We start from the raw sequence: 21,207 nt of genomic DNA, 5'->3' as shown, positions 1-21,207 counted from the left end.
GGCCTGGTGCACGTCAGCAAAAATCCCGGCTCTGCGACCTCAGCTTCCCCAGCAGATGCGACATGTCCACCAGCCGCTTGGCCACCAGGTGGCGCACCTCGCCCTGCTTTTGCCAGATCCCGTACACCCCCAGCAGCGGCGCACCCAGCACCTCGCGCCGCTGCTGTTCCACCAGGGTCGGCCAGATGATGACGTTGATGTTCCCGGTTTCGTCTTCCAGCGTCATGAACAGCACGCCCTTGGCCGTGCCGGGGCGCTGGCGCACCGTGACCAGGCCGCAGGCGCGCGCCAGCTGGCCGTCCTGGAAGTCATGCAAGACGCAGGCCGGCAGGAAGCGCTTGGCCAGCAGCTGTTCGCGCAGCAGCGCCAGCGGGTGGCGGCCCAGGGTCAGGCCCTGGGCGCGGTAGTCGCCGACGATGTCGTCGGCTTCGGATGGCGCGGCCAGCACCGGCGCTTCTTCGAGCGGTGTGGTCGGGCGCAGCAAATCCTTGTCGGGCACCGCGCCCACGGCCTGCCACAAGGCTTCGCGCCGGTGCCCGGCCAGCGATTGCAGCGCGTTGGCGCCGGCCAGCACCTGCAGGTCGCCCCGGTCGAGGTTCGCGCGGCGCGCCAGGTCGGCTACGCTCTCGAACGGCCGGATCGCGCGTGCGTCCTCGATGCGAGCGGCCACTTCCTGTTTCAAGCCGCGCAGCAAGCCGAGCCCGAGGCGTACCGCCGGCTGGCGCGAACGGTCCACGGGATCGAACTCTTCCAGTACTGAATCCCAGCCGCTGATGGCGACGTCGCCAGGGCGCACTTCGATGCCGTGGCGGCGTGCGTCCTGCACCAGTTGCGAAGGGCTGTAGAAACCCATCGGCTGGCTGTTGAGCAGCGCGCACAGAAAAGCCGCCGGCTCGTGGCATTTGAGCCAGGAGCTGGCATAGGCCAGCAGCGCGAAACTGGCCGCGTGCGATTCGGGGAAGCCGTATTCGCCAAAGCCCTGGATCTGGCTGAAGATCGCCTCGGCGAATTCGATCGTGTAGCCGCGTTCCAGCATGCCGTGCACGATGCGCTCGTAATACTGTTCGAGCCCGCCCTTGCGCTTCCAGGCCGCCATTGCACGGCGCAGCTGGTCGGCTTCGCCCGGCGTGAAGCCGGCACCCAGGATCGCCACCTGCATCACCTGCTCCTGGAAGATCGGCACACCCAGCGTGCGCTCGAGCGCCACCTTCATCTCGGGGCTCGGGTAGACCACCTTCTCGAAACCCTGGCGCCGCCGCAGGTAGGGATGGACCATGCCGCCCTGGATCGGGCCGGGACGCACCACCGCCACTTCGATCACCAGGTCGTAGAAGCGGCGCGGGCGCATGCGCGGCAGCATGCTCATTTGCGCGCGCGATTCGATCTGGAATACGCCCACGGTGTCGGCCGCGCAGATCATGTCGTAGGTGGCGACGTCGTCGGCCGGAATGTCCTGCATCTCGAACAAATTGCCGTGGCGCTGGCCGACCAGTTCCAGCCCGCGCCGCAGCATCGACAGCATGCCCAGGGCCAGCACGTCGACCTTCATCAGGCCGAGCTCCTCCAGGTCGTTCTTGTCCCATTGGATCACGCTGCGATCGAGCATGGTCGCGTTCTCGATCGGCACCAGGCGCGAGAGCTTGCCACGCGCGATGATGAAGCCGCCCGGGTGCTGCGACAGGTGGCGCGGGAAGTTCAGCAGCTTGTCGGCAAGCAGGGCCCATTGCTGCGCCAGGCGCGACTCGGGGTCCAGGCCGGCTTCGGCCAGGCGCGCCAGCAAATCGGCGCGGCCGTCGAACCAGTGGTGGGTCTTGGCCACCTTCTCGACGATGGCCAGGTCGATGCCGAGCGCGCGTCCGCTGTCGCGCAGCGCGCTTTTTGGGCGGTAGCTGATCACCACCGCCGCCAGCGCGGCCCGGTCGCGCCCGTATTTCTTGTAGATGTACTGGATGACTTCTTCGCGGCGCTGGTGCTCGAAGTCGACGTCGATGTCGGGCGGCTCGTTGCGCTCCTTCGAGATGAAGCGCTCGAACAGCAGGCTGGCGCGGGCCGGGTCGACCTCGGTGATGCCGAGGCAGTAGCACACCGCCGAGTTGGCGGCCGAGCCGCGCCCCTGGCAGAGGATGTGCTGCGAGCGCGCGAAGCGCACGATGTCGTAGACGGTCAGGAAGTAGTGCTCGTAGCGCATCTCGGCAATCAAGGTGAGCTCGTGCTCGATCTGGGCCTGCACCTTGGCCGGGATGCCGTCGCGGAAGCGCCGGTGTGCGCCGATGTAGGTTTCTTCGCGCAGGAAGCTGCTGGCGTCGTGGCCGGGCGGGACCACTTCGTCGGGATATTCGTAGCGCAGCTCCTCTAGCGAGAAGGTGCACAGGCGCGCGATGCGCACCGTCTCGTCCAGCGCCTCGCGCGAATAGATGTTCGACAGGCGCAGGCGCGAGCGCAGGTGCTGCTCGGCGTTCTGCGCCAGGCCGTAGCCGCATTCGGCCACCGGCTTTTTCAGGCGGGTGGCGGTGAGCGTGTCCTGCAGGGGCTTGCGCGAGCGCACGTGCATCACCACGTGGCCGAGCGCCGTGATCGGCAGGCCATGCTGCCAGCCCACCTCTTCCACCGTCATGCGGTGCGCCTCGTCGAAAGCGCGGTGCAGCAGCGGGAGGCCCAGCCAGGCACGCCCCGGGAAGGTGGTCGCCATCCATGCGGCCTGCGCGTGCAGGCGGTCGACGTCCTCGGCTTCGTGTCCCGGATACTGGGGCAGCAGGATCGCCAGGCAGTCGGGCAGGTGCTTCAGGTGCGCGTAGGCGGGCGCCGGATCGGCCAGGTCATCTGGCGTGAGGAAGTAAGTCCCCTTCTCGCTGCGCGTGCGGCCCAGCGTGATGAACTCCGCCAGGTTGCCGTAGCCGTTGCGGTTCTTGGCCAGCACCACCAGCGACAGCGCCGGGCTGCCGTCCGGATTGGCGAGGTGGAAGTGGGCGCCGATTACCAGGGGAAGGCCGGCCTTTTTTGCTTCGGCGTGGGCCCGCACCACGCCGGCCAGCGAGCATTCATCGGTCAGGGCCAGCGCAAAATAATCGAGCTTCACCGCCCGCGCCACCAGTTCTTCCGCATGCGAGGCTCCTTCCAGAAAGGAGAAGTTCGACAGGCAGAACAGCTCTGCATAGGTTGGCAAAGCCTGGGGTGGCGGTGAAAACAGATCGGTCATCGGCATGCGGTCATCGAGCAGGCTACAATGCTGGATAACTGGCAACACTGTACAAAAACACAGTATAACCGAGCCGCCCCCCGCAACAAGGAAAAGTCATGCAAGTTCGTGCATTGAAGTGTTTTGGCGAAGCGCCAGGCGGCGGCAACCCGGCCCTGGTGATCGAGGGCAGTGCCCTTGACGAAGCGGCGCGGCGGGCCCTGGCGCGATCGCGCAACACCACCTGCGTCTTCCTCGATGGCGACGTGGTCGACTTCTACTATCCGCACATGCGCAGTCCGCTCTGCCTGCACGCGACGCTGGCGGTGGCCCATGTGCTGTTCGGGCGCCATCCCGATGCATCGCTGCTGGCGGTGACGACCGCGATGCGTGGCCAGCCCCTGGTGCTGGTGCGTGACGGTGCGGACTATTTCGTGCGCCTGCAGGCCCAGGACACCGCGCAGTCGCAGCCGGCGCCGGGCCTGCTGGAGCGCCTGCTGGCGACGCCCGGGTTCGCGCCCGTGTCGCCGGCGCGCGTGGCCTCGGTCGGCAGCCCCAAGCTGCTGGTCGAGGTGGCGGATGCCGCGACGCTGCACGGACTGCACCCTGGCCTGGAAGCCATTACCGCCTGGGGCAAGGAAGCCGGGATAAACGGCATCTATGCCTGGTGCCGCCTGCCCGATGGACGCTACGAGGGTCGCAACTTCAACCACCTCGATCCGCAGCTGGAAGACAGCGCCACCGGCGTGGCGGCGGGCGCACTCACCGCGCTGCTCGGGCATGGTCTCACGCTGCTGCAGGGCCACGCCACCGGCCAGCCCTGCCTCATCAACACGCGGGTGGAGAACGGCGCGATCCTGGTCGGCGGCCGGGCGGAAGCTGCCGCCATCGCAGAAGCCTGGCCCCAAATTGTTGTTACTGGCTCCGCCGAAAAATCAAACAAGGTTTGGTAACGGTCCCCGCTACGACCTGCGCCGTGGCGAGCGCCTGGGCCATGAGCACCGCGACCACCGCTACGTCGTCAACGACTGGCGCGCACGCCGCCTGAGCGCGCCGCCGCGCGGCCATCACTGGGTCCGTGCCGGCAACGACTACGTGCTCGCCGCCATCGCCACCGGCCTGATTGCCCAGGTCTTGCCGGGCAATCAGGCCGTCACTCGAAACACAGGCCGCACCCGGAACAGGGCGCGGCCTTTTTTTCGTCCAGGGTCACAGCCACTGTCCATACAGGCCAGCCGATGCTGTCCGGAGGAGGCAAGCTGGTATACACTTCCGCGCACTCTTATCGAGCTACTTCATACCGCGGACATGAAAAACCTACTTGCCTACGCCCTCCCCTTGTTCCTGCTCGGCGCCTCTGCCTGCGCGCGCGCCGACGTCGACTACCAGCTGCGCATCACCGACGCGGCCCAGCACCTGGCCGAGGTGCGCGCCAGCTTCCCGGCGACGCCAAGCACCACGCTGGACGTGCAAATGCCGAACTGGCGCACCGGTCGCTATAACATCCTGAACCTGGCCAATGGCGTGCGCATGTTCAAGGCCTTCGATGCCAAGGGCGAGCCGCTGCCTGTCACCAAGACCGACAAGGGCACCTGGCAGGTCCGCACGAAACCGGGCGACGCGGTCACCGTCCAGTACGAGCTGTATGCCAACACCCTGGGCGAGCGCACCCGCCACATCGACGACACCCACGCCTACCTCGATGCCAGCGGCGTGTTCGTCTACGCTGCGCCCTTCCGCAAGGAGAAGGTAACGGTCAAGCTGGATGTGCCGCAGGGCTGGCAGTCGCGCTCGGGCATGGACGCAGGCAGCTGCGGCCACTGCTTCGTCGCGCCCAGCTACGACGTGCTGATCGACGCACCGATCGAAACCGGCATCCACGAATTCCATACCGAGAAGGTGGACGGCCGCACCATCGAACTGGCGCTCTGGGGCCAGGGCAACCACGACGGCAAGCAGATGATGGTCGACCTGAAGAAGATCGTCGCCGAGACCGCGAAGCTCTACGGCGGCAAGTATCCGTTCCAGCGCTATCTGTTCATCGTCCATGCCACCGACGGCGTGGGCGGCGCCACCGAGCATGCCAACTCCACCGTCATCCAAAAATCCCGCTGGAGCTTTGCGCCGCGCAAGCAATACCTCGACTTCGTGCGCGTCGCGGCGCACGAGTTCTATCACACCTGGAACGTGAAGGCTTACCGTCCAAAAGAGATGGTGCCCTACGATTACCAGAACGAGAACTACAACCGCCTGCTGTGGATCGCCGAAGGCCACACCTCCTATTTCGAAGAGCTGATCGTGCTGCGCGCCGGCCTGGAAAAGCGCGACGAGTTCATGGAGGAGTACGCGAAGCTGGTCGACGACTACCTGCACCAGCCGGGCCGCTTCCAGCAAAGCGCGGCCGACGCCAGCTTCGACGAGTGGATCGCGGTCGGCGGAGAACGTGCGCGCAACGCCTCGGTGAACATCTATTCGAAGGGCCAGCTGCTGGCGCTGATGATGGATATCGAGCTGCGCCGCCAGACCGGCGGCAAGAAAGGCCTGGAAGACGTGCACCGCATCCTGTTCGAGAAGCATTCGACCGCCCAGGGCGGCTATGACATCGCCAACGTGCAGGCTGCGCTGCGCGCCGTGAGCGGCCAGGATTGGAGCGGCTGGTGGAGCCGGTATGTGGACGGCACCGCCGAGATCCCGTTCGACTCGCTGCTGGCCCAGGTCGGGATGCAAAAACTCATCGACGTGCCGAAGGATCAGGAGCAAAAAACAGAATGGTGGGCCGGCTGGACCCTGCGCGAAGGCAGCGACCCAGCCGTGGTCACCGTCGTCGAACGCGACGGCCCGGCATGGAAGGCCGGCGTGGTGGCCGGAGATACCCTGGTGGCGGTGAACGGCCTGCGCGTGTCCGCCAAGGACATCGGCGACAAGATGTCGCTCTCGAAAGGCGGACAGTTCAAGCTGCACCTGTTCCGCCGCGACGCGCTGCTGCAGATGCCGCTCGCGCCAGTGCTGCAGCCGAAGGGCAAGGCCAAGATCAAGGTGCTGGACAAGGCGAATCCCGCGCAGAAGGCGATGAATGCGGCATGGCTGGGCGTAGCCTGGCCAAAAGAGGACGCTGCGAAGGCCGAGGCGCCAAAGAAGTAATTCATTCGTACGCTAAACGCTTGCGGCAAAACCGCGGCCCCGGTTCAGCACCGGCGCCGCGGTTTTTTTATCCCTCGCGCATGCAGGGCATGCGCCCGGCCGGCTCACATTCCCGAGACTGGCCTTCAGGCACGGTTGATCGACAGGCCGCCGTCGACCAGGCTGGCGGTGCCGGTGACGAAACTCGCATCGTCGGACGCCAGGTAGAGCACCGAGCGCGCCAGTTCCTCCGGGCTTGCCACGCGCTTGAGCGCATGCAGCCGGGTGATGAAGGCGGTCTTGTCGGGCGTGTCGTTCATCTCGCGGTACATGGCTGTGTCTACGGCGCCAGGCAGGATAGCATTGACGCGTATATTGTTCGGTCCGAACTCCGTAGCCAGGGCCTGAGTCAGCCCGATCAGGCGGCGCGGCGTGCGCCGAGCACCAGATGCGCGCCTTCCGCGGCAAACAGGAGGGCAGCGGCGCGGCCGATGCCTGCGCTGGCGCCGGTGATGATGGCGACTTTATCGTGCAAACGTTTCATGGCTATCCTTTGATATGAGGGTGGTTGGATCAATCGATGAATGCGCGGATCGCGGCGATGGCGGCGGCGGGCGCCTCTTCCATCAGGTGGGATAGAACGGCAATGCCTGGAAGCGGCAATAAGACGTAGTTATATCTTTACAACGTTGTGTTAATACCACATCGCCTTGGTACTCCTGCAGGGATTGTTTAGTATTCAATTTTCCCCCGGAGAAATCTGTGCTCACACTCAAACGTCTTCCCCAGTCGGTCCTGCTCGCCCTGTACGGCGGCGCCGCATTCGCTGCCCTGATTCCAGCCGCCCATGCCCAGAGCACGGCATCCACGACGCCGACGGCGCCGGTCGCGGCGCAACCCGAGGCCATGCAGAGCGTGACCGTCGTCGGCTCGCGCCGCGTCGGTAACGCTTCGTCGGTCGACACCGCGGTGCCGGTCGACTTCATCCCGATGACCAAGGCGACCGAGCAAGGCGGCCAGTTCGACCTGGCCCAGGTGCTGAACAACGTTTCCCCTTCGTTCAACTCGACCCGCCAGACCGGCGCCGACGGCGCCGACCTGGTCGACTCCGCTGCGCTGCGCGGCCTGGGCTCGGACCAGACCCTGGTGCTGGTCAACGGCAAGCGCCGCCACACCACCGCGCTGGTCAACCTGTTCGGTGCGCGCAACCGCGGCAACACCGGCACCGACATGAACGCCCTGCCCTTGATGGCCATCCGTAACGTGCAGGTGCTGCGCGACGGCGCCGCCGCACAGTACGGCTCGGACGCGATCGCCGGCGTGATCAACATCGAAATGAAGAAATCGCTGGGCTGCGAATCGGTGCTGGGCTATGGCCAGTACAGCGAAGGCGACGGCGAGAACTATCTGGCCTCGGCCTATTGCGGCGTGGCCGTGGCCGGCGGCGTGCTGGGCATCACCGGCGAATACTACGACCGCGGACGCTCGAACCGCGCCGAAGAAGGCAACCCGCGCATCATCGGCGACACCAAGGCGCAAAATAAAACCCTGTACGTGAACGGCGAATTCCCGGCCGGTCCCGGCAAGCTGTATGTCACCGCGGGCGTGCAGACGCGCGACGCATCGTCGGCGGCCTTCGCGCGCGGCGGCCTCGGTTCGGACGATATCCCGTCGCGCAATTCGGCGGCCATGTACCCGAACGGCTTCGTCCCCTTCATCAACGGCGACGTCGATGACCGCTGGGGCACCGTCGGCTATCGCTGGAGCGTGGGCGAGTGGAATGCCGACCTGTCGCAGACCTATGGCTATAACCGCCTGATGTACAACATCGCGAACACGCTCAACGCGTCGATCGCGAACCTCGACCTCAACCGCGGCGGCCGCGGCATCAGTGCCTCCGCGTTCGATGCAGGCGGCTTCTCGTTCCGCCAGGCGACCACCAACTTCGACGTCAGCCGTTTTTACGGCGGCGTCATGAACGGCATGAACGTCGCCTTCGGCCTCGAGCATCGCCGCGAGAACTACAAGATCTTTGCCGGCGAAACCGGCTCCTGGATCGACGCCGACGGCGTGGGTATAGGGGGTAACGCCGGCAGCCAGGGCTTCCCGGGCTTCCAGCCCGGCGACGAGACCGATGCCGACCGCCATTCCAGCGCCGGCTATGTCGACATCGAAACCGACGTCACCGACCGCTTCAAGCTGCAGGCCGCATTGCGCCATGAGCGCTATTCGGACTTCGGTTCGACCACCACCGGCAAGCTGGCCGGCGCCTACCGAATCAACCCGCAGGTGCTGCTGCGCGGCTCGGCCAGCACGGGCTTCCGCGCGCCCTCGCTGCAGCAGGTCTACTTCTCGTCGACCTTCACCGACTTCGTCAGCGGCCAGCCGCTGGACGTGGTGCTGGCGCCGAACGGCGGCCCGGTGGCCAATGCCGCCGGCATCCCGCAGCTCAAGGACGAGCAGTCCAAGAGCTATACGCTGGGCCTGACCTGGGCGCCGACCCCGGCCACCTCGGTGACGGCCGACCTGTATCGCATCAACATCGACGACCGTATCGTGCTGTCGGGGCGTTTTGACGCCGACAACTACCCTGCCCTTGGCGCTACCCTGCAGCGCCTCGGCGTGGGCCAGGCGCAGTTCTTCGTGAACTCGGTGGACACCAAGACCCAGGGCCTGGACCTGACGGTGTCGAACCGTGCGGACGTCGGCCCCGGCAAGCTGACCACCTTCCTGGCCCTGAACTTCTCCAAGACCGAAGTGACCGGCGTGCACGCCCCGAGCGCACTTTCCGGCTTCGAGGACGTGCTGCTGTCCGAGCGTGAGCGCCTGTTCATCGAAGAAGGCGCGCCGCGCCGCAAGGCCACGCTGGGCTTCGAATACCTGCTCGGCAAGCTGGAGTCCTCGCTGCGCATCGTGCACTTCGGCCCCCAGACCCTGGGCACCTTCTCGGGCCCGCCGGTGCCGAACCAGTACTACGAACCGAAGACCTCGGCCGACCTGTCCTTCACCTGGGCGTTTAGCGATAAAACCAAGTTCACCGTGGGTGGCACCAACATCTTCAACGTCAAGCCGACGGTGCAGGATGCGAACGAGACCGACAACGGCTTCAAGTATGAGAGCGTGCAGTTCGGCCTGAACGGCGCGGCGCTGTTTGCGCGCCTGTCGCACCGGTTCTGATCCGGCACTGCCGGCTGGCAGCATGATGGGGGCCCTCGCGGGCCCCTTTTTATTGGGCGGGCAGGCCTGGGAGCCCCCGTTCGCCCTGGCCCCGCTTTATGGATGAGCTGCGTTCGCGAGAGCACAGAAATCAGGGAGGCGCATGCGTATAATGTCCTCAATAATTGTCGTTGAATACATGCAACGATCTCCATGAATATGCCCCGCCCACTGCGCGGCAGCAATAGGCCGTCCATGAACACTGCTGTCACCAACCGTATCTCCACCGGCATCACCGGGCTCGACGACATCCTCGGCGGCGGACTCACCCCCCAGCGCGTCTACCTGGTGGAGGGTTCGCCCGGCGCCGGCAAGACCACGCTCGGCCTCCAGTTCCTGCTCGACGGCGTCGCCAAGGGAGAATCCGGCCTGTACATCACCCTGTCCGAGACCGCCGACGAGCTCAAGGCGGTCGCCGCCAGCCATGGCTGGACCATCGACGCGCTGTCGCTGTTCGAGCTGGCCGACGACTCCGAACTCGACCTCGATGCGCAGCAGTCGGTGTTCCACCCGTCGGAAGTCGAACTGGGCGAGACCACCCGCAAGGTCATGAACCAGGTCGACGTGGTCAAGCCGGTGCGCATCGTGTTCGACAGCCTGTCGGAGATGCGCCTGCTGGCCCAGAACCCGCTGCGCTACCGCCGCCAGATCCTGGCGCTCAAGCAGTTCTTTTCGGCGCGCGCCTGCACCGTGCTCCTGCTCGACGATAAAACCAGCCAGGCCGACCAGCACCTGCACAGCATTGCCCACGGCGTCATCAGCCTGGAGCAGATCGCCAAGGAATTCGGCAAGGAACGCCGGCGCGTGAACATCATCAAGATGCGCGGCCTGCGCTTCCGCGGCGGCTACCACGACTACACGCTCGACACCGGCGGCATCACGATGTATCCGCGCCTGGTGGCGGCCGAGCATGGCAGCGACTTTACCGCGGAGGTCCGCCCTACCGGGTCGGACGGCTTCGACGAACTGCTCGGCGGCGGCCTGGTGCGCGGCACCAATACCCTGATCGTCGGTCCGTCCGGCATTGGCAAGACCACCCTGTCGACGCGCTGCCTGCTGTCGGCGCTGGAGCGCGGCGAAAAGGCGTCGTTCTACCTGTTCGACGAGGGGCTCGGCACCTATTTTACGCGCAGCACCGCGCTGGGGATGGACCTGAAACCGTTTGTCGAACGGGGCCAACTCACCATCCACCACATCGACCCGGCCGAGCTGTCGCCCGGCGAATTCGCGCAAATGCTGCGCGATGCCGTCGAGATCGGAGGCGTCGGCTTCCTCGTCATCGACAGCCTGAATGCCTACCTGCAGGCCATGCCCGGCGAGCAGTTCCTCATGCTGCAGATGCACGAGCTGCTGTCCTACCTGAACCAGAAAGGGGTGACCACCATCCTGGTGCTGGGACAGCACGGCACGATTGGCGAGGTGCGTTCGGACCTGGACTTGAGCTACCTGAGCGACAGCACCGTCCTGATGCGCTTCTTCGAATCGAACGGCCGCCTGCGCCGCGCCATCACCGTGATCAAGAGCCGGGCCGCCGAGAATGCGCAAACCATCCACGAACTCCAGCTGGCCCACGGCGGCATCCGCATCGGCGCCCCGCTGGAAGGTTTCGAAGGCGTCCTCACCGGCCTGCCGAGCTACCGCGGCACCACGCCAATGATGCCGCCCGTGCCGCATGCAGCCAGCTAGTGTGCAGGACGAGCGCGTCCTGATCCTGGCGCCGCGTGGGCGCGACGCCGAGGTCATGTGCTCTGTACTGAAGCGCGACAGCAGCCATTGCGAGGTCGTGCACGGTTTCGCCGAACTGGCCGCCGGCATCGAACAGGGCGCGGGCACCGCGATCGTGGCCGAGGAAGCCCTGCATGGCGTCGACCTGGCGCCGCTGTACGCCTGGCTGGGGCGCCAGGAGCCCTGGTCGGACTTCCCCTTCGTGATCCTGCTGGCCAAGACCATCGGCCTGCCGCAGGAAAGTGCGCGCGAACGGGTGGAAGAGCTGGGCAACATCATCCTGCTCGAGCGTCCGCTCAACGCCCAGACCCTGCGCAGCGCCGCCAATTCCGCATTGCGCGCGCGCCGCCGCCAGTACCATGCGCGCGACCTGCTGGCCGACCGCGAACGCACGGCGGCCAGCCTGCAGCAAAGCCGGCACGCCCTGCTCTCCCTGAACGAGACGCTCGAGTCGCGCATCGAGGAACGCACACGCGCCCTGGCCCAGGCCAACGACCGCCTGATGAACGAAGTCATCGAGCGCGAGCGGGTGCAGCAGGCCATGGTGCAGTTCCAGAAGATGGAAGCGGTCGGCCGCCTGACAGGCGGCATTGCGCACGATTTCAACAACCTGCTCAACGTGGTCCAGGGCAGCATGGACCTGATCCTGCTGCTGTCGAAAGACGAAACCGCGAAGGGACGCGCCGAGATCGCGCGGCGCGCCTGCCAGCGCGGCGGCAAGCTCACCAGCCAGCTGCTGGCCTTTGCCCGCAACCAGAACCTCGACCTGCGCCAGTCAGAAGTCGGCGCCCTGTTCGACGGCGTGCGCGAACTGGTGGCCACTTCGGTGGGCTCGGCGATCCGCCTGCATTTCGAGGTAGCGCAACCCTGCGCCAGCGTGCTGGCCGACGCCAACCAGATGGAGATGGCCTTGCTGAACCTGGCCATCAACGCACGCGACGCGATGGACGGCCACGGAGAACTGTCCTTCCACGCGGGCGATGCGCAGGCGCCGGACGGGCTGCTGCCGCCGGGCGACTATGTCCGCATCGCGGTCACCGACAGCGGCCAGGGCATGGGACCGGACGTCATCGCCAAGGTGTTCGAGCCCTTCTTCACGACCAAGGCGGTCGGCAAAGGCACCGGCCTGGGCCTCTCCCAGGTGTACGGCATGGCGCGCCAATCGGGCGGCGCGGCGCGCATCCTCAGCCAGCCGGGCGCCGGAACGACGGTCGAGATCTGGCTGCCGGCCGCGCGCGGCCTGCACGAACCCGAGCTGGCACTGCCGCCCGCCCTGCCCGAGGTCAGGCAGGGAGCGCGCATCCTGATCGTCGAGGACGACAATTTTGTGCGCGAATCGATGGTGTCCTCGCTCGAGGCCTTCGGCCACGTCGTGACCCAGGCCGCCGATGGCGAAGCCGGCCTGCGCGAGCTGCAGCGCGCCCGTCCCGACCTGATCATCACCGATTACCTGATGCCGGGGATCACCGGGGCGGAATTGATGCTGCGCGCGCGCGAGGTGTTCCCGGGAATACCGATGATCATCGCGACCGGCTATGCGGACATGCATGCGATCGACGAGGTGCTCGGCCACGACATCCTGCTGCGCAAGCCCTTCCAGCTGGCCGAGCTGGCGGTGAGCGTCGAACGGGCGCTCGAGCGCGCTGCCCAGGAAGCGCTGCCGCGCTGAGCGGCGCCCCTGTCATTCCGGCCGGCGCATACAAAAGGGCCACGGTGGCGTGTGGACAGGACCGCACAAGGCGCGGCAGGCGATCTGCAGGCGATCTGTTTACAGGTCCGAGCATGGCACCGGCATCGGCCAGCTAAAGTCATCAATTCTCACATCCGCCCGATACAGCCGCATTCCATCCGCCCTGCGTCGGCAAGGCGACCTGGACGCCGTCGAAAACCAGTCTGTGCCACACTGCCTTCACTTCATTCACACGCATTGGGGAGCACAACATGGGTATCGAACCGCACACGCAAAACCAGGACGAAGACGTCCATGAGAAGCAGGCGCACGAAGCCGAAGCCGGGTCGAACGAGGTCGACGGCCTGAAGGACAAGAAACCGGAAGACCTGACGCCGGAGGAGCTCAGGCTGATGGCCGATACGATGCCGGGCGATGGACCGGGCGACTGACTATGTTCCTCTTCTTCTCGAACAAACTCGGTTGTCTCGGTTCGATCGTGGTGTCGGTCGTGCTGACGCTGCTGGTGCTGCTGTTCCTGGGCGTTTTCTAGGGCTGGGCCCGTAAACCGGGACGCAGCCCAAGGCCGGTCACTCAAGAGTCGCTTGCCCACGCGTTCACATCACAGTACTGCCGCCCGCGCGGCTGTTCAGGCCGGAACTATCACCACGTGGGCGTTCGTCATTCCGGGCATTGCCCGAAATGACCCCGCCCACCCTACGCTCCAGCGAATCGCTGCGACGATTACCGAGCTGTCAGCGAGCGCATGTGGGCCAGCACTTCTTCTTCGCGGCCGGCTGCAACGGCCTGCGCCGCGGACTGCCCGCCCAGCGCAGCCTGCGGTTCGTCCATCCAGGCGCTGGCCGCGTCATCGCTTCCGAGTATGCCGCGCACTGCGTGCATCACCGTGTAATAGGCCTGCGCCTTGCGCGACTGCCGCCCGAAACGCTCGCGCAGCGCGGCAAAGGCATCCGGGTTGAGCTGCTTGTCGTCTGTCATGGCGAGCTTGCTTTACTTGGTGACGGACAGCAGCGAACGCTTGCCGCCCTTGAACGTGTACAGCGTGATGGTGCCGTCGCGGATGTCGCCGCGCGCATCGAAAGCGATCGGTCCGGTCACGCCCTTGTACTGGATCTTCGCCAGCACCGGCAGGTATGTCGCCGGCGCCGACGAACCGGCTTTCACCATGGCCTCGGCCACCGTCATCACCGAGTCATAGGCATAGGGGGCGTTGATCTGCACGTCGATGCCGAAGCGCTTCTTGTAATCGGCGCGGAACTTGTCCATGCCGGCCCTGGCCTCGCCCTGCACGCCGCCCGCTTCCGCGCACACGACCTGGCCATCGAGCATGGTGCCGCCCGAGAGCTTGTGGGTCTCGTCCGAGCAGATGCCGTCGCCGCCCATCATGCGTACGTTCATGCCGAGCTGCTTCATCTGCCGCAGCATCGGGCCGGCGGTCGCGCTCATGCCGCCGAAGAAAACCAGGTCAGGCTTGGTGGCGCGGATGCGCGTGATGATGGCGCTGAATTCAAGTGCCTTGTCGTTGGTGAATTCGCGCGCCACCACGCTGCCGCCCTGCTTTTGCAGGCTGCGCGAGAATTCCGCCGCGAGGCCCTGGCCGTAGGCGGTGCGGTCGTCCACCACCGCCACGCGCTTGGCCTGCATGCTCTTGATGGCGTAGCGGCCCAGCGCCTGCCCCAGCTGCACGTCGTTGGCCACCACCCGGAAGGCGGTGTGGAAGCCTTGTTGCGTGTACTTCGGGCTAGTGCTCGAGGGCGACACTTGCGGGATGCCGGCCGCGTGGTAGATCTTCGAGGCGGGAATCGTGGTGCCCGACGTCTCGTGGCCCACCATGCCGTGGATCTTCGCATCCACCAGTTTCTGCGCCACGCTGGTGGCCTGCTTCGGGTCGCCCGCGTCGTCTTCGGCCAGCAGCTCGAAGCGCACTTTCTTCCCGCCGATGCTCGTGCCGCGGGCGTTGAGCGCTTCGATCGCCATGCGGGCGCCATTTTCGGTGTCCTTGCCAAAATAGGCCACTGGGCCCGTCACCGCGGCCGCGTGGCCGATCCGGACCACTTCCTGGGCCGAGGCCGGGGTGTTCACGACAGCGGCGGCCGATAGCGCCACCAACAGGACTGCTTGCTTCTTCATCGATTCCTCGTCAATTTATCCGTCAGGGCCGGCGGCTCCGGCAGGCCCAAACGAGCATTCTAACGTCAGCGCGCAAGGCCTGCCGACGACCCCATGCGCGCCCTGGACTAGGGGTGACAATTGGATAGAATCCAACATGGAAACTCTTGTATTCTGCCCAGCTTGCAGAAAGAGAGGGCCGGCACTGCCAGGCCCCTCCAAGCCCGCGGAGACCACCATTCTTACCCCATCCATGCCTCGCCTTGCCTTGCTTGCGGCAAGCGTTTCGCTGTCCCTCGTCCTTGTGCCGGCCCGGGCCGGCGAGCCCTCGCCCAACCAGCCGCCTTACCGCTGCGACAGCGGGGGCCGCCAGGTGGTATCGGCACAGCACTGCCCCGGCGGGAAAAAGCCGGCCGAGCCAGCACGCCGGCAACAGCCCGGCGCCGAGACCAGGGACGAATGCAGGCGCCTGAAGACGGCCATCCTCGAATCGGAGGCAGCCGAGCGCGGACCGCGCTCGCCGATGATCGAATCGGTGCAGCAGGACTTGTTCATCCTGCGCAAGCGCTACGAAAAGCTGGACTGCTAGCTTTTCTCGGGTAGGATTGCAGTCGTTTGGGCATGCATGCGATCCAATGAGAGCTTGAATTGATCCCCCATACGTCATCAACTGAACGCCAGGTTCTTCAGGAGTGAACGTGACTACGCGAACGGCATCCTGCAGTTGCGGCCAGCTGTCGGCCCAGGTGAGCGGCGATCCTGTCCGCAATTCGATCTGCCACTGCCTGGCTTGCCAGCGCCGTACCGGCAGCCCCTTCGCGCAGCAGGCACGCTTCGCGCGGGAGCAGGTGACGACCAGCGGCATCTCGACGCAATACGTCCGCACCGGGGACGAAGGCACGCGCGCCCGCTTCCACTTCTGTCCGCAATGCGGTTCCACGGTCTGGTATGAACCCGAGGTGTTCGGCGGCTTCGTAGGCATTCCGGTCGGCGCCTTTGCCGATCCGGCCTTTCCAGCCCCGACGGTGTCGGTCTATGAAGCGCGCATGCATGCCTGGGTCGTGCCGCCGCCTGACGCCGAGCATTTCCCATGAGTGCGACGGCGGCAGGCGCGTTAAAAAACTGCGCATGCATGTCGAATCTGGGTGCCGCGGTTCGTCGTCGCAGCAGAGGACCGTCCTCTGCCCTGGCAGGATTCGCTCGCGGTGCTGGCCAGGCTGGTCGAAGGCGAGATCAGGGACTGGACGCCGGCTTGCACCAGCCGTGGTCCGAGGTTCTCCCGACGTTCATCATCGCCAGACAAGGTGAGCCATGAGTAACGTGAAATCGATCAAGGGGGTCGCACTGGCGTCGCTCCTGCTGTTTCTCGGCGCCTTTACCCTCACACCGGAACCGATACGGCTGTCCAGGACACTCCGGAACATCGAGGCCTACGCCCTGGTGTCGGCCCTGGCTTCAGCGCAGTGGCCGGACCAGGCGAGCATTCCCGTGGTGGAGGCGGCATTCGGGTTCGCACCCATGATGGCGCCGCGGCAGGGCCTGGTTGTCGACATCATTCGCGATCATTACCGCGACAAACCTGTCCTTGAGGGGCAGTTGCGCATGCCGTTCGGAGAACTGGCCGGCTTTCGCTATTACCCTGAACCACCGACTGCAGCGCTGGCTCGGCAGCGCAAGGACCACCAGGATTACGAGAAGCTCTATGCCGGCACGAACAAGATTCGCTATGCGGCCTACAGCATCGCCTCACTGGCCTTCCCAGGCGAGCGGCACGACGTCCTGCTGGCCGATGGCGCCGTGTCCTGGACGGGTGCACAAAACGAGATCAAGAGCGGCTGGACAGTCGTTGGCGAAGATCCGTCGGTCTTCATCGACATGGACGAGGTCAGGGAAAAGGCCGTCAAGGACGCGATTCCCTGGGCCGGATTCCAGAAAGACGCCAGCAAGTCCTATTATGAAACCTTGAAATCATACCGGTCCCAGGAGCTCACCCTGCCGGTGGTGGGAGGGAAGATACCCTGGTCGTTCGCCGGGCTTGCCTTGACCATCACAGCCCTGTACCTGTCGGTCCTGTTCATGCACGGCATGCTCAGGCTCCGTGACGCCGGTATCGAGCGCGATGAACCATGGTTGCTGGTGGAGCCATGCCAGCCACGAGGGAAACTGGAGCGCCTGCTGGTGAAATCGATGACCGTGCTCGGCGGCCTGGTCCTGGCCCTCTTCATGTCCCTGCCGATCGCGACCATCGCCCTGGTGCGGACGACGGTGCCCAACTGGGCATTCGTGACCCTGCTGGCGATCACGACGCTGTTGACGCTCCTCGCGCTCAAGGAATTGTTCGGTATCGCAAAGCGTGGCGAGTTCACGCATCGCGAGGCCGAAAGCCACTAGGCGCTCTTGAAGGCCACGGTCGCCGACAGGCCGCCCAGGCGTTCCGACTGCCCCAGCACCAGGCTCGCGCCATGCCGCTCGGCGATGGCCTTGATGATCGCCAGTCCCAGGCCGCTGCCGGCGGCCTCGCTGCCGGCCACACGGTAGAAACGGTCGAACACGCGCTCGCGTTCTTCTGGCGGGATGCCGGGCCCGCTGTCCTCGACCGTGACCACGATCTTGCCCGCTTCCCTTCGCACCGAGATATCCGCCGTGCCGCCGCCCGGCGTGTACTTGATCGCGTTGTCGACCAGGTTGCGCAGCAGGATCTGCAGCGCGTCCGGCTGGCCTTCGACGCTGGCCTGGTCGGCCTGCTGCACGCCCACGTCCACGCCCTTGGCCGCGGCTACCCCGGCCAGGTCGGCCACGGTGCGGCGCGCGAGGTCTGCCAGGTCGACCTGGCGGCAGGCCGCGCCGGTGGCGGCGGTGGCTTCCTGGCGCGCCAGCACCAGGAGCTGTTCGACCAGGCGGGTGGCGCGGTCGATGCCGGCGGTCAGGCGCGACACGGCGACCTTGCGCGCGTCAAGCGACTCGGCGCGGTCCAGGCTTTGCGCCTGCAGCCGCAGTGCGGCCAGCGGCGTGCGCAGTTCGTGGGCGGCGTCGGCCACGAAATTCTGCTGGGCGTCGAATGCCGTTTGCACGCGCCCGAACAGCAAATTCAGCTCCTGCACCAGGGGACGCACTTCGTCAGGCAGGCCGGCTTCGGACACCGGCGACAAATCGTCGGCCTGGCGCGACGCCACCTGCTTGCGCACGCGCGCCACCGGGTCGAGCGAGCCGCTCACCACCCACCACACGACCAGCATCAGGATCGGCATCATCACCGCGATCGGCCCGAGCGTGCGCAAGGCCAGGTTGCCCGCCATGTTGCGCCGTACGGCCAGGTCTTGCGCAACCTGCACCGTCTGGTTTTCGGTCTGGATCGAGAACACGCGGTAGACCGTGTTGTTGGCCTTGACGTTGGAGAAGCCCAGCACCGCGCGCTGCGGCAGCTGGGCGCGCGAGACGCTGTGGAACATCTGCACGCCGTCGGGGGACCACATCTGCACCACCATGTCGTTGCTGCCGCCTTCGGCCTGCACGCGCGCCTGGGCCTCGGTGTTCGACAGGGGCGTGCCCGAACGCAGCGAGAGCGCCATCTGCTGCATGTGGTAGTCGAAGATCTGGTCGGCGTCGTGCAGCGCGGTGCGGTAGGCGATCGAGGCCTGCGCCAGCGCGGCGATGGTGATCGCCGCCAGCAAGTACCACAGCAGGCGCCCACGCAGCGAGTGGGTCACCTTTCTCGGGGTGAACCTCATGCCTTGGGCACCATGTAGCCGACGCCGCGCACGTTCTGGATCACGTCGCTGCCCAGCTTCTTGCGCAGGCCGTGGATATAGACTTCGACCGCATTGCTCGAGACTTCGTCGCGCCAGCTGTACAGCTTTTCTTCCAGCTGGGCGCGCGAAAGCACGGCGCCCGGCCGGGCCACGAGCGATTCGAGCACGGCCCATTCGCGCGCCGACAGCGAGACCGGGGCACCGTCCACCAGCACTTCGCGAGTGGCGGGATTGACCGTGAGGTTCTTGTATTCGAAGACCGGTTCGGCGCGGCCGGCGGCGCGGCGCAGGAGCGCGCGGATGCGCGCCAGCATCTCGTCGAGGTCGTAGGGCTTGAGGACGTAGTCGTCCGCGCCGGCATCGAGCCCGGCGATGCGCTGGGCCACCGAGTCGCGCGCGGTGGCGACCAGTACCGGCGTGCGGTCCTTGCGGGCGCGCATGGTGCGCAGTACCTCGAGGCCGTCCTTGCGCGGCAGCCCCAAATCGAGCAGCACCAGGTCATAGTTCTGGTTTTGCAGGAGAGCCGTGTCGGCCATTTCGCCGTCCTTGACCCAGTCGACGGCGTAGTGCTCGGCCCTTAGCAGGTCGAGCACTACTTCGCCGATCATCGTATCGTCTTCCACCAGCAATAGCCGCATGAATTCCCCGTTCTTGAAACCAGCGGGCCGAGGACGCTACGCTTCCTTAACCAATCCGCACCGGAATGAAGATTCTGTCACTCCCGCGCTGGATCAGCAAGGCCACTGACTTGGAGGCCTTCGCCACCACGTCGCGGACCTGGTCGAGCGAGTTGACTGCCCGGCCGTTAACTGAAATAAGTACATCGCCCGGCTCGACGCCGGCAATCGCCGCCGCCCCCGAGGTTTCCTCGATCACGAGGCCGGACGCGATACCGCTCTGGCGGCGCTCGATCGGCTCCAGCGGACGCAGGGCCAGGCCCAGTCGCGCGCTGTTGTCGGGCGCTGCCGCCAATTCTTCTTGCCCACGCCTGGCCTTCTCGGCCGCGTCGCCCAGGGTCGCATCGACCCGTACCAGCTTGCCGTCGCGCCAGACGTCCAACGCCACGCGCTCGCCCGGACGCGCCAGCGCGATCATGCTCGGCAGGTCACCCGAGGACACGATCGCCGTGCCGTTCACGCGGCGGATCACGTCGCCGGACTTGAGGCCGGCGCGCTCCGCGGGCCCGCCGCGCTCGACGCTGGACACCAGCGCGCCTTCCGGCGACTCGAGGCGGAAGGAATCGGCAAAGGCCTGGCCGACTTCCTGCACGCTCACGCCAAGCTTGGCATGCTGCACCTTGCCGGTGGCGACGATCTGGTCCTTGATCTTGACCGCGACATCGATCGGGATCGCGAACGACAGGCCCTGGTAGCCGCCGGTCTGGCTGTAGATTTGCGAATTGATGCCCACCACTTCGCCGCGTGTGTTGAACAGCGGGCCGCCCGAGTTGCCGGGGTTGACCGCGACGTCGGTCTGGATGAAGGGCACCACGCCGTCCTGCAGCGAGCGGCCGGTGGCGCTCACCACGCCGGCGGTGACGGTGCTTTCCAGGCCATACGGCGAGCCGATGGCCAGCACCCATTCGCCAGCCATCAGCGAGCGCGATTTGCCGACCGGGGCCACCGGCAGGTTCCTGGCATCGATCTTCAATACGGCCACGTCGGTGCGCGGGTCGGTGCCGAGGACCCTGGCGCGGAATTCGCGGCGGTCCTGCAGCTTGACGGTGACCTCGTCAGCGCCTTGCACCACGTGGGCGTTGGTCAGGATGACGCCGTCCGGGCTTACGATGAAGCCCGATCCGGCGCCGAAAACGGGAGCTCCGCGGCCGCCGCCGAAGCGCGGATCCTGGAACTGTCGGAAAAAATCGTAGAGCGGATGGCTCGGATCCATCTGCGGCACGCTGCCGCGGTTCGCGGTCTTGGTGCCGCCGACGACGCGAATGTTCACCACCGCCTTGCCGTTGCTGGCGGCGATGCGGGTGAAATCAGGAAGGGTTACCGTCGCCGCCGGGACGCCAGCGGCAAGGGCGGGAGCCGGCAGGACGGCCTGCACCGGTGCAGCGACGGCGGCTGGCGCGGTTTCGGCTGCAACGTTGTTGTGGTTGACGGCAAGCGCACCGACCGCTCCGCCGACGACGCCCGCGGCACACAAGGCCAGCGTGAGGCGTTTGGCAGTGATGACAGTGACGGCACCTTCGTTACGCATGTTTGTGCTCCTGATGAAAAATGGTTGACCGATGATGGTGTCTATCGATGGGTGTATCTTCGCAAGGCTGGCTTAGACCATGCTTAAGCTGGCAAGCTTGGGGCTTAGGTTGGCCTTAACGTAGGGTGGTCGGCTCTGCCGACCGCGCGTTCAACGAACGGGGAATAAACACGGCGCGTGTTCATTACGGTGATTCGAACACCTGGAAACCTGCCCAC

The 21,207-nt window shown here is 66.0% G+C and carries 16 protein-coding genes and 2 pseudogenes; 10 read left to right on the top strand and 8 right to left on the bottom strand.

The window, feature by feature from the left end; genetic code table 11:
• Positions 1-13: 13 nt before the first annotated feature.
• Positions 14-3,196: an error-prone DNA polymerase gene (locus AC56K1_RS12230; protein ID WP_497158248.1), complete on the bottom strand. Its 3,183-nt coding sequence runs from the start codon at positions 3,194-3,196 to the stop codon at positions 14-16.
• Between the two features lie 98 nt (positions 3,197-3,294).
• Between AC56K1_RS12230 and AC56K1_RS12225 the strand changes: the two genes are divergently transcribed.
• The 3 genes and pseudogenes from AC56K1_RS12225 (at position 3,295) to AC56K1_RS12215 (ending at position 6,316) form a co-directional block, all read left to right on the top strand.
• Positions 3,295-4,128, top strand: coding sequence for a PhzF family phenazine biosynthesis protein (locus AC56K1_RS12225; protein ID WP_497158111.1), 834 nt, complete (start codon positions 3,295-3,297; stop codon positions 4,126-4,128).
• A pseudogene (locus tag AC56K1_RS12220) lies at positions 4,085-4,294 on the top strand (RcnB family protein); the annotation flags it as partial. The gene AC56K1_RS12225 and the pseudogene AC56K1_RS12220, both read left to right, overlap by 44 nt.
• 189 nt (positions 4,295-4,483) lie before the next feature.
• Positions 4,484-6,316, top strand: coding sequence for a M61 family metallopeptidase (locus AC56K1_RS12215; protein ID WP_497158247.1), 1,833 nt, complete (start codon positions 4,484-4,486; stop codon positions 6,314-6,316).
• A 125-nt stretch (positions 6,317-6,441) separates the two neighbouring features.
• Here the strand turns inward: AC56K1_RS12215 and AC56K1_RS12210 are convergent.
• Positions 6,442-6,717: pseudogene (locus AC56K1_RS12210) on the bottom strand (SDR family oxidoreductase); the annotation flags it as partial.
• Positions 6,714-6,839 (bottom strand): SDR family NAD(P)-dependent oxidoreductase, encoded by a 126-nt coding sequence (locus AC56K1_RS12205; RefSeq protein WP_497158110.1) that lies wholly within the window; start codon positions 6,837-6,839, stop codon positions 6,714-6,716. The gene AC56K1_RS12205 and the pseudogene AC56K1_RS12210, both read right to left, overlap by 4 nt.
• Positions 6,840-7,057: 218 nt before the next feature.
• Here AC56K1_RS12205 and AC56K1_RS12200 point away from each other — a divergent pair, with 218 nt between their 5' ends.
• From AC56K1_RS12200 to AC56K1_RS12185, 4 genes are all read left to right on the top strand, one after another.
• Positions 7,058-9,472, top strand: coding sequence for a TonB-dependent receptor plug domain-containing protein (locus tag AC56K1_RS12200; protein ID WP_497158109.1), 2,415 nt, complete (start codon positions 7,058-7,060; stop codon positions 9,470-9,472).
• A gap of 234 nt (positions 9,473-9,706) precedes the next feature.
• On the top strand, positions 9,707-11,197 hold the full coding sequence (locus tag AC56K1_RS12195; RefSeq protein WP_497158108.1) for an ATPase domain-containing protein: 1,491 nt from the start codon (positions 9,707-9,709) through the stop codon (positions 11,195-11,197).
• A complete protein-coding gene (locus AC56K1_RS12190) occupies positions 11,184-12,905 on the top strand; it encodes a response regulator (protein WP_497158107.1) in 1,722 nt (573 codons plus the stop codon). Before AC56K1_RS12195 ends, AC56K1_RS12190 begins: the two co-directional genes overlap by 14 nt.
• 272 nt (positions 12,906-13,177) lie before the next feature.
• The gene (locus AC56K1_RS12185; protein ID WP_497158106.1) at positions 13,178-13,357 is read left to right on the top strand and encodes a hypothetical protein; all 180 of its coding nucleotides are present in this window, start codon (positions 13,178-13,180) and stop codon (positions 13,355-13,357) included.
• A 292-nt stretch (positions 13,358-13,649) separates the two neighbouring features.
• On the opposite strand, the gene AC56K1_RS12180 is transcribed toward AC56K1_RS12185, so the two are convergent.
• Both AC56K1_RS12180 and AC56K1_RS12175 read right to left on the bottom strand, forming a co-directional pair.
• Entirely contained in the window at positions 13,650-13,904 is a 255-nt protein-coding gene (locus AC56K1_RS12180; protein ID WP_497158105.1) for an antitoxin Xre/MbcA/ParS toxin-binding domain-containing protein, read from the bottom strand.
• A 12-nt stretch (positions 13,905-13,916) separates the two neighbouring features.
• Positions 13,917-15,056 carry a branched-chain amino acid ABC transporter substrate-binding protein gene (locus AC56K1_RS12175; RefSeq protein ID WP_497158104.1) on the bottom strand — a complete coding sequence of 380 codons (1,140 nt, stop codon included), beginning with the start codon at positions 15,054-15,056 and terminating at the stop codon, positions 13,917-13,919.
• 232 nt (positions 15,057-15,288) lie between these two features.
• On the opposite strand from AC56K1_RS12175, the gene AC56K1_RS12170 reads away from it, so the two are divergent.
• The 3 genes from AC56K1_RS12170 to AC56K1_RS12160 all read left to right on the top strand — a co-directional run bounded on the left by AC56K1_RS12170 (position 15,289) and on the right by AC56K1_RS12160 (position 17,426).
• The gene (locus AC56K1_RS12170) at positions 15,289-15,624 is read left to right on the top strand and encodes a hypothetical protein (protein WP_497158103.1); all 336 of its coding nucleotides are present in this window, start codon (positions 15,289-15,291) and stop codon (positions 15,622-15,624) included.
• A 109-nt stretch (positions 15,625-15,733) separates the two neighbouring features.
• Entirely contained in the window at positions 15,734-16,129 is a 396-nt protein-coding gene (locus AC56K1_RS12165; RefSeq protein WP_497158102.1) for a GFA family protein, read from the top strand.
• Positions 16,130-16,346: 217 nt separating this feature from the next.
• A complete protein-coding gene (locus tag AC56K1_RS12160) occupies positions 16,347-17,426 on the top strand; it encodes a hypothetical protein (protein WP_497158101.1) in 1,080 nt (359 codons plus the stop codon).
• Here the strand turns inward: AC56K1_RS12160 and AC56K1_RS12155 are convergent.
• Genes AC56K1_RS12155 through AC56K1_RS12145 form a run of 3 tightly spaced genes read right to left on the bottom strand, consistent with a single transcriptional unit; the run spans position 17,423 to position 20,989 of the window.
• The gene (locus tag AC56K1_RS12155; RefSeq protein ID WP_497158100.1) at positions 17,423-18,763 is read right to left on the bottom strand and encodes an ATP-binding protein; all 1,341 of its coding nucleotides are present in this window, start codon (positions 18,761-18,763) and stop codon (positions 17,423-17,425) included. The genes AC56K1_RS12160 and AC56K1_RS12155 overlap by 4 nt on opposite strands.
• Positions 18,760-19,422 carry a response regulator gene (locus tag AC56K1_RS12150; protein ID WP_497158099.1) on the bottom strand — a complete coding sequence of 221 codons (663 nt, stop codon included), beginning with the start codon at positions 19,420-19,422 and terminating at the stop codon, positions 18,760-18,762. The genes AC56K1_RS12155 and AC56K1_RS12150 overlap by 4 nt, the downstream gene beginning before the upstream one ends.
• 46 nt (positions 19,423-19,468) lie before the next feature.
• Positions 19,469-20,989 carry a Do family serine endopeptidase gene (locus AC56K1_RS12145; protein ID WP_497158098.1) on the bottom strand — a complete coding sequence of 507 codons (1,521 nt, stop codon included), beginning with the start codon at positions 20,987-20,989 and terminating at the stop codon, positions 19,469-19,471.
• Positions 20,990-21,207 lie beyond the last annotated feature (218 nt).

The organism is Telluria sp. ZB4P37 (assembly GCF_059685855.1).
Note: the sequence above shows the minus strand (reverse complement) of the source record. Positions and strands in the feature narration are given on the sequence as shown.